We start from the raw sequence: 10,616 nt of genomic DNA, 5'->3' as shown, positions 1-10,616 counted from the left end.
CCCACAGGATCCACCTCCATGCTGCAATCCATCGACGCCCGCACCGGCCAGCCCCAGGGTGACGCCTGGCCCGAATCCACCGCCGCCCAGATCGATGCGGCGGTCGCCGCATCGGCCGCTGTGGCCGATGCCTTCGGCGCCACCTCCGCGGCCGAACGGGCGCGCCTGCTGCGCGCCCTGGCCGACGCCGTCACGGCCGCCCGCGCCACGCTGGTGCCGCTGGCCGACCGCGAAACCGGCCTGGGCCTGCCGCGCCTGGAAGGCGAACTCGACCGCACCACTTTCCAGCTGCGCGGCTTCGCCGACGTGCTGGACAACGGTGGCGCCCACAGCTTCCTCGACGAAGCCGCCGTGGCCGGCGCACCGCCCGCCGGCCGGCCGCGCATGACCCGTGTGCGCGTGCCACTGGGCCCGGTCGCCATGTTTTCGGCCAGCAACTTCCCGTTCGCCTTTTCGGTGCTGGGCGGTGACACCGCATCGGCCCTGGCCGCAGGCTGCCCGGTGGTCGTGAAGGCCCATCCCGCCCACCCGGAACTGTCGCGTCAGGTCGCGGCCATCGCATCGAAGGTGGTCGCCGAATGCGGTCTGCCCGCCGGTATTTTCCAGTTCGTGGAAGGCGCATCCATCGAGGTCGGCGTGCACCTGGTCCAGGCGCCGGGCATCGCGGCCGCCGCCTTCACCGGCTCCTTCAAGGGCGGCACCGCGCTGGCGAAGATCGCCGGGGAACGCCCGCGCCCCATCCCCTTCTATGGCGAACTGGGCTCCATCAATCCACTGGTAGCCCTGCCCGCCGCGTTGCAGAAAGACAGCGCCGCATTGGCCCAGACCCTGGCCGGTTCCATCTGCATGGGCGCAGGCCAGTTCTGCACCAGCCCGGGTGTCATCGTGGTGTGGAAGGATGCCGGTGGCGATGCCTTCGTGGCCGACCTGGCCGCCAGGCTTCAGGCCCTGGCCCCGCACGCGATGCTGACCGGCGGCATCCGCGGCGCGTTCGACCGGGGAATCGCGGCCTGGCGCGGCCACGGAAAACTCAGCGTGCTGGTGGACGACACCGAAGCTGCTGCGACCGGCACGCCGCGCCCCTTCCTGGCCGAAGTCGACGCCGCCGATTTCATCGCCGACCACCATCTGCATGAGGAAGTCTTCGGTTCCGCCGCGCTGGTCGTGCGGGTGACCTCGGCCGAAGAAGTCGTGGCCCTGCTGCGTGCCATCGGCGGCACGCTGACCGCCACCCTGTGGGGCGTGCCGGCCGGCAGCGAACTGCCGGACGAGGCCACCCAAGCCATCGTCCGCGCGGCCATCCAGGTGTCGGGCCGGGTGCTGTTCTCGGGTGTTCCGACCGGCGTGGCGGTGACCGCCGCCCAGCACCATGGCGGGCCTTTTCCGTCGACCACCGCACCGTTCACCACTTCGGTCGGTTATGCGGCGCTGGAGCGCTTCCTGCGGCCGCTGGCGCTGCAGGATGCGCCGGGCTGGCTGGTGGACCGTCAGGGTGTGGCGCTCTGACCGCCAGCGCGGTCAGCGATAGCTCCTGGCGTCCTCGATCACCTTGCCATCGTTCGGCAGGGTGCCCGGGATGCACAACTCCACCTCGCCGCGCAGCTTGGTGACGTCCCGCACCGCCTGCCCCAGCGACACCGCCAGCTGCGGGTCGGAGACGGCACATTCGGCACGCAACAACAAGCGGTCGTCGGCCATCTCCCCCGACACCACCAGCCGTAGCCGGCCCACGCCCGGCACCCGCCGGCCGACCTCTGCCACCTGCTGGGGGTGTACGAACATGCCACGCACCTTGGTCGTCTGATCGGCCCGGCCCATCCAGCCCTTGATACGGACGTTGGTCCGCCCGGTGGGGCACGGCCCAGGCAGCACCGCCGACAGATCACCCGTGCCGAAACGGACCAGCGGATAGGCCGGATTGAAGCTGGTCACCACCACCTCGCCCACTTCGCCTTCTGCCACCGGGTCGCCCGTGCCCGGCCGCACGATCTCGACGATGACACCTTCGTCCAGCACCAGGCCCTGGCGCGCCTCGGTCTCGTAGGCGATCAGCCCCAGGTCGGCCGACGCATAACACTGGTAGGCGTCGATGCCACGTTCGCCGACCCAGTCACGCAGCGACGGCGGAAAGGCCTCGCCCGACACCAGCGCGCGTTTCAGATGCGGCAGGGACCGGGCGTTTTCAGCCGCCTTCTCGAGCAGGATGCGCAGGAAGCTCGGCGTGCCGACGTAACCGCGGGCACCCAGTTCGGCCAGCGCCTGCAACTGCTGTTCGGTCTGCCCGGTGCCACCCGGGAACACGCTGCAGCCCAGCGCGTGTGCGCCGCTTTCCATCATGCTGCCGGCCGGCACCAGGTGATAACTGAAGCTGTTGTGGACCAGTTCGCCGCTTCGGAATCCGGCGGCGAAAAATGCCCGCGCCATACGCCAGTGATCGGGCCTCGCGCCATCGGGTTCGTACAGCGTGCCGGGGCTGGCGAACACCCTCGGCATCATCGGACCGTAGCCGAAGGCGGCAAAACCGCCGAGGGCATCGCCACCGCCTGCACGCGACGCCAGCTGCGCTTCCAGCAGCTCGTGCTTGCGGGTCACCGGCAGACGCGCCAGCGCCGCCCGGTCGACCACCGAATCGGGCTCGATGCCGGCCAGGATGGCAGCGAACGCCGGTGACGCCGCCTGCGCATGCGCCACCTGCATCGGCAAGGCCGCAAACAGCACCGCCTCGCGTTGCTGCGGGTCGCGGGTTTCCAGCGCGTCGAAGAACAACTCGCGCACCGCTGTCATGCCAGCCACCTCTTGCGGCGGCGATAACTCTTCACGTCGCGGAAACTCTTGCGCTGGGCATCGCCCATGCCCAGGTAGAACTCCTTCACGTCCTGGTTGCCGGACAGCGCCTCGGCGGTGCCGTCCATCACCACCCGGCCGCTTTCCAGGATGTAGCCGTAATCGGCGAAACGCAGCGCCATGCCGGTGTTCTGCTCGGCCAGCAAAAAGGTGACCTTCTCCTTCTCGTTGAGGTCCTTCACGATGGCGAAGACCTCTTCGACGATCTGCGGCGCCAGGCCCATCGAGGGTTCGTCCAGCAGCACCAGCCGGGGGCTGGCCATCAGCGCACGGCCGATGGCGCACATCTGCTGTTCGCCGCCCGAGGTGTAGGCGGCCTGGCTGGCACGCCGCGTCTTCAGCCGGGGGAAGTAGGCGTAGACCTTGTCGAGGTTGGCCGCCACCTCGCCCCGGTCCCGGATGGTGTAGGCGCCGGCGAGCAGGTTCTCTTCGATCGACAGGTGGGCGAAGCAGTGCCGCCCTTCCATCACCTGCAGCACGCCGCGCTGCACCAGGGCGGCGGGCGACAGCTTTTCGATGCGTTCGCCACGCAGCCGGATGCTGCCCTTGCTGACCTCGCCGCGTTCGCCCAGCAACAGGTTGCTGACCGCCCGCAGCGTCGTCGTCTTGCCCGCGCCGTTGCCGCCCAGCAGGGCCACGATGCGGCCCTCCGGCACGTTGAGGGAGACGCCCTTCAGGACCAGGATCACATGGTTGTAGATGACCTCGATGCCGTTGACTTCGAGCAGGGGAGCGTCGGGTGAACTCATGCGGTTCTCAGCAGGCTCTCGGCGTGATGTTCTTGTCTTTCGCATACTTCGCCGAAAGCTCTTTCACCAGCGGATCGATATGGCTCTTGTCGGACTGGTACCAGTCGGACTTGATGTTCCATTTACCGCCATCCCACTGCACGATGCGCGCCCAGTCGTCGCCCATGTGGTTGGCGCACGATGTCTTCACCGGCCGCATGATTTCGCCGAAGCCCAGCGCCTTGATTCTGTCGGCGTTGAGGTCGAGGTTCTCGAAACCCCAGCGCACCTGTTCGGGCGTGAGTGTCTTGCCCTTGCCGTACTTCTCCTGCGCGGCGCGGATGGCCTCCACCTGCAGCATCGAGATCATCATTCCGCGGGTGTGCGCCAGGGTGCCGACGCCATTGGCCGCGCCGGTACCCTGGCCCTTGTCGTAGACGAACTTCTTCAGGTCGTCGTGCACCTTGTCCTTCGCCGCGCTGTTGTGCAGGGTGATGGTGTTGTAGCCGGTGGCGCCGGCACCGATATCCTTCACGTCGTGGTCCGATCCTGCCCACCAGATGCCGTACATGCGGTCGCGCGGATAACCGCTGGCCTGGGCCTCGCGGATGCCCGCCGGAGTCATCACGCCGGCCGACCAGAACAGCACGTAATCGGGTTTCTGCTGCCGGATCTGCAGCCAGGTCGATTTCTGTTCCACGCCGGGTGGCGTCACCGGGAAAAGCGACACCTCGAAACCCTCGGCCGCCGCGCGTTTCTGCAGCAGCGGGATGGGCTCCTTGCCGTAGGGACTGTCGTGGTAGACCAGTGCGATCTTCTTGCCCTTGAGGCTGCCTTTTTCCTTCTTGGCGATGTCCTGCAGCATCACGTCGGCCGCCGTCCAGTAGGTGCCGAGCAGCGGGAAGTTCCACTGGAAGACCGTGCCGTCGGACGACTGCGAAAGTCCGTAGCCGGGTGTCTCGATGGCCACCTTGTCGACATAGGCCTTGTCGGTCACCGCGAAGGTGATGCCGGTCGATTGCGGGTCGAAACCGGATGCGCCGGTGCCCTTGGCCTTGAGGCGTTCGTAGCACTCGACACCCTTTGCCGCGTCGTAGGCGGTCTCGCATTCTTCATAGGCCAGCTTGACGCCGTTGACACCGCCGTCGCGGGCGTTGACCAGCTTCAGGTAGTCCTGCTTGCCGTCCGCCCAGGGGATGCCCAGCGGGGCGAACTGGCCGGTGCGATAGACCAGCAAGGGCACGAACTGTTCCTGTGCCGACGCAGGCGCGCCGGCGACTACCGATGCCGCTGCGGCGGCTGCGATCACGAGGCTCTTGAACTTCATTTTTTGTGTCTCCTGTATGGATTACGACCGACCGAAAAATGCATCAATAGGGGAACGGCCAGGTGCGCAGTTTTTGGCGCGCGGTGGACCAGAGCTTCGCCAGGCCGTGCGGCTCGACGATGAGGAAAAAGACGATGAGTGCGCCGAACACCATGTGCTCCAGCTGCGATGCGGTGGCCGTGCCCAGCGACAGCCCGAACCAGTGCGGCACGTAGTTCAGAACCAGCGGCAAAAGCACGATGAAAGCCGCCCCGAAGAAGCTGCCGGCGATGGAACCCAGGCCGCCGATGATCACCATGAACAGCAGCTGGAAGGACTTGTCGATGCCGAAGGCGGCCGGCTCCCATGAACCCAGGTGCACGAAACCCCACAGCGCTCCGGCCACACCCACGATGAAGCTGCTGACGGCGAATGCGGTGAGTTTTGCGTGCACCGGCCGGATGCCGATGACACTGGCCGCCACGTCCATGTCGCGCATGGCCATCCACTCGCGGCCGATGGCGCCGCGCACCAGGTTCTTGGCCAGCAGCGCGACCACCACGACCAGCGTCAGGCACAGCAGGTACTTCTGCACCGGCGTGTCGAAGCTGTAGCCGAACATCGACAACACGTTGACGCTGACCGAGCCCGACGACGAGTCGTTGGTGACCCACTTCACCCGGTTGGTGAACCAGTCCACGAAGAACTGCGCCGCCAGCGTCGCCACCGCCAGGTACAGGCCGCGGATGCGCAGGCTGGGAATGCCGAACAGCACGCCGCAGACGGTGGCCGCCAGTCCGCCGCCGATGAGCGACAGGATCAGCGGCATGCCCTCTATGCGCACTTGCAGGTTGTAGGCCGCATAGGCGCCGACCGCCATGAAGGCGCCGGTGCCGAGGGATATCTGGCCGCAGTAGCCGACCAGGATATTGAGGCCGGTGGCGGCCAGCGCCAGGATGAGGAACGGTATGAGCACCGCCCGGAACAGGTAGTCGCTGGCGAAGCCGGGCACCGCGATGAAGGCGACCGCCAGGAGGGTGTAGAGGGCCCAGCGGTCCTGCGCGATGGGGAACAGTGCGACGTCGGCCTGGTACGTCGTCTTGAACTGGCCGTTTTCCCGATAAAACATGGCGTCAGACCCTGTCGATGATCTTGTCGCCGAATAATCCCTGCGGGCGGATCAGCAGGAAACCGAGGGCCAGCACATAGGCGAACCAGTTCTCGATGCCGCCGCCGACGTAGGGGCCGAGGTAGATCTCCGAAAGCTTCTCGCCCACGCCGATGAGCAGGCCGCCTACGATGGCGCCCGGCACCGATGTCAGGCCGCCGAGGATGACGACCGGGAAGGCCTTCAGCGCCACCAGGGAGATGGAGAACTGCACGCCCAGCTTGCTGCCCCAGATGATGCCGGCGACCAGGGCGACGATGCCGCCGATGGACCACACCACCACCCAGATCCGCGACAGCGGAATGCCGATGGACTGGGCTGCCTGGTGGTCGTCGGCGACCGCCCTCAGCGCCCTTCCGGTCCGTGTCTTCTGGAAGAACAGGGTGAGCGTGGCGACCAGCAGGGCGGCGATGACTGCCGCGTAGAGATCTTCCTTGCTGAGCAGCAGGCCGCCGTCGAAGGTCTGCTCCATGACGATCATCGGGTCCTTGGGCATGCCGACATCGATCTTGTAGGCCGCGCTGCCGAAGAGCAGCTGGCCGGCGCCGTCGATGAAATAACTGATGCCCAGGGTCGCCATCAGCAGGGTGATGCCGGGCTGGTTGACCAGTCGCCGCAGGGCCAGTCTTTCGACCAGCCAGGCGACCGCGACCATGCAGGCCGTGGCGGCTGCGAAGGCCAGGATGTTGGCCAGCGTCTTGTTGTCGAAGCCCAGCCATTGCGGGATCCATTCCGAGAAGCGCGCCATCGCCAGCGCGGCGAACAGCACCATCGCGCCCTGCGCGAAATTGAAGACCCCGCTGGCCTTGTAGATGAGGACGAAACCCAGCGCCACCAGGGCGTAGAGCATGCCGACCATGAGTCCTCCGAAGAGGGTTTCCAGTAGAAAGCCCATCATTTTTTGTCCTCGTTCTTCATGCCGCGCCGCCGAGGTAGGCCTTGATGACTTCGGGGTTCGCGCGGACTTCGGCAGGCGTGCCGTCACCGATCTTCTTGCCGTAGTCCAGCACCACCACCCGGTCGGAGATGTCCATCACCACACCCATGTCGTGTTCGATCAGGACGATGGTGGTGCGGAACTCTTCGTTCACATCGAGGATGAAACGGCACATGTCCTGTTTCTCCTCGACATTCATGCCGGCCATGGGTTCGTCGAGCAGCAGCACCTGCGGCTCCATCGCCAGCGCGCGGCCCAGGTCGACGCGTTTCTGCAGGCCGTAGGGCAGCTGGCCGACCGGTGTCTTTCGCCAGGCCTGGATCTCCAGGAAGTCGATGATGCGTTCGACCTTCTCGCGGTGTTCCATCTCTTCGCGGGCGGCCGGCCCGATGCGCAGGGCCTGCATGAGCAGGTTGCTTTTCATGCGCAGGTTGCGGCCGGTCATGATGTTGTCGAGCACGCTCATGCCCTTGAACAGGGCCAGGTTCTGGAAGGTGCGCGCGACCCCCATTTCAGCCACCTGCCGGCTGTTCATGTGGGTGAAGGTCTGGCCGCGGAAAGTGATCTGTCCCTGCTGCGGCTGGTAGACGCCGTTGATGCAGTTCAGCATCGAACTCTTGCCGGCGCCGTTGGGTCCGATGATGGATCGCACCTCGTGTTCACGCACGTCGAAGCTGATGTCGGTGAGCGCCTTCACGCCGCCGAAACTCAGCGAGATGTTGCGGACGTCCAGCACCACTCCGGCAGCGCTGCCGGATGTCGCGGGCGTCATCAGAAGGGGTTCGGCCATCATGTTCATGCCGCGCTCGCAAGGGGTTGGAAGACCTGGGCCTCGACCACGTTCAGGGTCGCGCTCACCGTGCCGCTGCGGCCGTCCTCGAACTTGACCAGGGTCTCGATGTGCTGGCGCCGCACCCCGGTATAGAGAGCCGTCAGCAGCGACTGGTACTTGTCGGCGATGAAACCGCGGCGCACCTTGCGGGTCCGGGTCAGTTCATCGTCGTCGGGGTCGAGTTCCTTGTGCAGCACGATGAATCGCGCCACCTGTGTGGCTTCCATTCCGGCTTCGTTCGACAGGTCGGCGTTGACCTGCGACACGCACTGGGCGATGAGTTCCAGCACCTCGGGTTTGCCGGCCAGATCGACATATCCTGCATAGGGCAGGCCCTGGCGCTCTGCCCAGTTGCCGACGGCCTCGAAGTCGATGTTGACGAAGGCGGTGACCTCGTCGCGACCGTGGCCGAAACACACGGCTTCCTTGATCTGCGGAAAGAACTTGAGTTTGTTCTCGATGTAGTTGGGCGCGAACAAGGCACCACCGTTGAGTTTGCCGACGTCCTTCGCGCGGTCGATGATCCGCAGATGGCCGTCGCTGTCGATGACACCCGCGTCGCCGGTGTGGAAGTAGCCTTCGGCGTCGATCACCTCCGCCGTGGCATCGGGGCGTTTGTAGTATTCCTTCAGCACCGATGCACCGCGCACCAGCACTTCGCCGTTGTCGGCGATGCGGATCTCGATGCCCGGCGCGGCCTCGCCGACCGTGTGAAGTTTCACCCGGCCGTTCTTCTGCAGGCAGACGTAGGCGCAGGTTTCGGTCTGGCCGTAGAACTGCTTGAGGTTGACGCCCACCGAGCGGAAGAAACGGAACAGGTCGGGACCGATGGCGGCACCCGCGGTATAGGCCACCCGCACCCTCGTCAGCCCCATCACGTTGCGCAGCGGGCCGTACACCAGCGCGTTGCCGACGGCATAGCGCAGGCGGTCCAGGCCGGCCACCGGCTTGCCGTCCAGGATGTCGGAGCCCACCCGGCGGGCCAGCGCCATCGCACGCGCATACATCCAGCGCTTGGGAGCGGACGCGTCTTCCATGCGGATCGAGATGCTGGTCAGCATCGCTTCGAAGACCCGCGGCGGCGCGAAGTAATAACTGGGGCCGATCTCGCGCAGGTCGATGGCCGCGGTGGCAGGCGATTCGGGGCAGTTGATGGTGAAACCCGCCACCAGCCACTGCGCCAGCGAGAACAGATGGTCGCCCACCCAGGCCGGCGGCAGATAGCAGATGACGTTGTCATGCGGGCCCAGGCCGTCGGTCTCGACGCTGCCGCGGGCGGCGGCGATGAAACTGCGATGCGTCTGGCAGACGCCCTTGGGTTTGCCGGTGGTGCCGGATGTGTAGAGGATGACCGACACGTCGTCGGCCGCGACCGCTGCCACCGAGCGTTCGTAGGCGCCGGCGTTGGCCGTGTCCCACGCACGGCCCTGCTCCATCAGCGACTGCATCGACCGCAGGCCCGGCTGGTCGTAGCAGCGCAGGCCGCGCGGGTCGTCGTAGAGGATGTGTCGGAGGTCCAGGGTCTCGCGCAGTTCCAGCAGCTTGTCGACCTGTTCCTGGTTTTCGGCGAAGGCGAAACGGATGCCGGCGTCCTGCAGCACGAAGGCCATTTCGGTGGCGACCGAGTCCTGGTACAGCGGTACCGGCACGCCGCCGGCGGCCTGTGCGGCCATGAAACAGAAGTACAGATGCGGCCGGTTGTCGCCGACGATCGCCAGGTTGTCGCCCCGCGCGAAACCCAGCGACATCAGGCCGCATGCGATGGCCCGCACGTCGGACTGGGCCTGCGACCACGGCCAGGTCTGCCAGATGCCGTATTCCTTTTCCCGCACGGCTGGCGCCGTGGGCCGGGTCTCGGCATGGCGTGCAAGCAACTGCGGAAAGGTTTCGGTCGTCATGCGGTCCTCGTCTTGTCTCGTTGGGGCCAGTCGAGCCGCATCCTAGGACTGCGTTTGACGCCTGCTTGTCTTGCTGGCGACATTCCTAGGGAATGTCCTATCAGGTGCTGTCCGGGGTGGCTGCACCGGGCCGGGCCAGCAGAATTCGACGACCTTGACGTCCAGCCTCGATTCATCCCTGCACCAGCGGCGCCGCAAGCCGTCCGAAGCCGAACTGGCAGCCATTCCGTGGCTGCGGCGGCTGACCCCGCAAGAGCGCAACCGCGCGGTCGACGGCCTGATGGTGAGCGAGGCCGAACCGGGCGACTTCATCTGCCGCCTGGGCCGGGCGCCGACCTACTGGTTCGGTGTGGTCGAAGGGCTGCTGAAGATGAGCACCGACACCGACGGCGGCCACACCATGACCTTTGCCGGCATGGCGCCGGGTGGCTGGTTCGGCGAGGGCACGGTGCTCAAGCGCGAGCCCTACCGGTACAACATCCAGGCCTTGCGCAGAAGCCTGGTGGCGGGCCTGCCGATCGACAGTTTTCACTGGCTGCTCGACCACTCCATCGAGTTCAACCGCTTCGTGATGAGCCAGCTGAACGAGCGGCTTTCGCAGTTCATCGTGGCACTGGAAACCGACCGCATGGCCAGCCCGGACGCGCGGGTGGCGCGCAGCCTGGCCGCGCTGTTCAACCCGGTGCTGTATCCGGCGGTGGGCGACATGCTGCGCATCACCCAGCAGGAACTGGCCTACCTGGTGGGGCTGTCACGGCAGCGGGTCAACCAGGCGCTGGCGACCCTGCAGGCTCAGGGCCTGATCCGCATCGAATACGGCGGTCTGCGCGTGCTGGACCTCGCGGCGCTGCGCGAGAGCTGAAGACTGCCGGCCCCCGCCGCAAGCCTTCGGGAGCCGTCGGG

Annotated in this window: 9 protein-coding genes; 2 read left to right on the top strand and 7 right to left on the bottom strand. The window is 66.4% G+C overall.

What is annotated here, in order from left to right:
* The first annotated feature begins 18 nt into the window (after nucleotides 1-18).
* Complete coding sequence (locus AC3ANW_RS21790) at nucleotides 19-1,506, top strand: aldehyde dehydrogenase (NADP(+)) (protein WP_488342913.1); 1,488 nt, start codon at nucleotides 19-21, stop codon at nucleotides 1,504-1,506.
* 12 nt (nucleotides 1,507-1,518) lie between these two features.
* Here AC3ANW_RS21790 and AC3ANW_RS21785 read toward each other — a convergent pair whose 3' ends face one another.
* From AC3ANW_RS21785 to AC3ANW_RS21755, 7 genes are read right to left on the bottom strand one after another with little or no spacing between them, the layout of a single operon-like run.
* Nucleotides 1,519-2,784 (bottom strand): phenylacetate--CoA ligase family protein, encoded by a 1,266-nt coding sequence (locus tag AC3ANW_RS21785; RefSeq protein ID WP_488342912.1) that lies wholly within the window; start codon nucleotides 2,782-2,784, stop codon nucleotides 1,519-1,521.
* Nucleotides 2,781-3,593 carry an ABC transporter ATP-binding protein gene (locus tag AC3ANW_RS21780; protein WP_488342911.1) on the bottom strand — a complete coding sequence of 271 codons (813 nt, stop codon included), beginning with the start codon at nucleotides 3,591-3,593 and terminating at the stop codon, nucleotides 2,781-2,783. The genes AC3ANW_RS21785 and AC3ANW_RS21780 overlap by 4 nt, the downstream gene beginning before the upstream one ends.
* A 7-nt stretch (nucleotides 3,594-3,600) precedes the next feature.
* A complete protein-coding gene (locus AC3ANW_RS21775; RefSeq protein ID WP_488342910.1) occupies nucleotides 3,601-4,899 on the bottom strand; it encodes an ABC transporter substrate-binding protein in 1,299 nt (432 codons plus the stop codon).
* A 43-nt stretch (nucleotides 4,900-4,942) separates the two neighbouring features.
* Nucleotides 4,943-6,007, bottom strand: a complete 1,065-nt coding sequence (locus tag AC3ANW_RS21770; protein ID WP_488342909.1) for a branched-chain amino acid ABC transporter permease — start codon at nucleotides 6,005-6,007, stop codon at nucleotides 4,943-4,945.
* Nucleotides 6,008-6,011: 4 nt separating this feature from the next.
* Nucleotides 6,012-6,941, bottom strand: coding sequence for a branched-chain amino acid ABC transporter permease (locus tag AC3ANW_RS21765; protein WP_488345485.1), 930 nt, complete (start codon nucleotides 6,939-6,941; stop codon nucleotides 6,012-6,014).
* Nucleotides 6,942-6,960: 19 nt separating this feature from the next.
* On the bottom strand, nucleotides 6,961-7,755 hold the full coding sequence (locus AC3ANW_RS21760; protein WP_488345484.1) for an ABC transporter ATP-binding protein: 795 nt from the start codon (nucleotides 7,753-7,755) through the stop codon (nucleotides 6,961-6,963).
* Between the two features lie 23 nt (nucleotides 7,756-7,778).
* Nucleotides 7,779-9,713: an AMP-dependent synthetase/ligase gene (locus tag AC3ANW_RS21755; RefSeq protein ID WP_488342908.1), complete on the bottom strand. Its 1,935-nt coding sequence runs from the start codon at nucleotides 9,711-9,713 to the stop codon at nucleotides 7,779-7,781.
* A gap of 154 nt (nucleotides 9,714-9,867) precedes the next feature.
* Here AC3ANW_RS21755 and AC3ANW_RS21750 point away from each other — a divergent pair, with 154 nt between their 5' ends.
* Nucleotides 9,868-10,575, top strand: a complete 708-nt coding sequence (locus tag AC3ANW_RS21750; RefSeq protein WP_488342907.1) for a Crp/Fnr family transcriptional regulator — start codon at nucleotides 9,868-9,870, stop codon at nucleotides 10,573-10,575.
* Nucleotides 10,576-10,616: the final 41 nt, after the last annotated feature.

The organism is Xylophilus sp. PBN-3R, from assembly GCF_057747805.1.
Note: the sequence above shows the minus strand (reverse complement) of the source record. Positions and strands in the feature narration are given on the sequence as shown.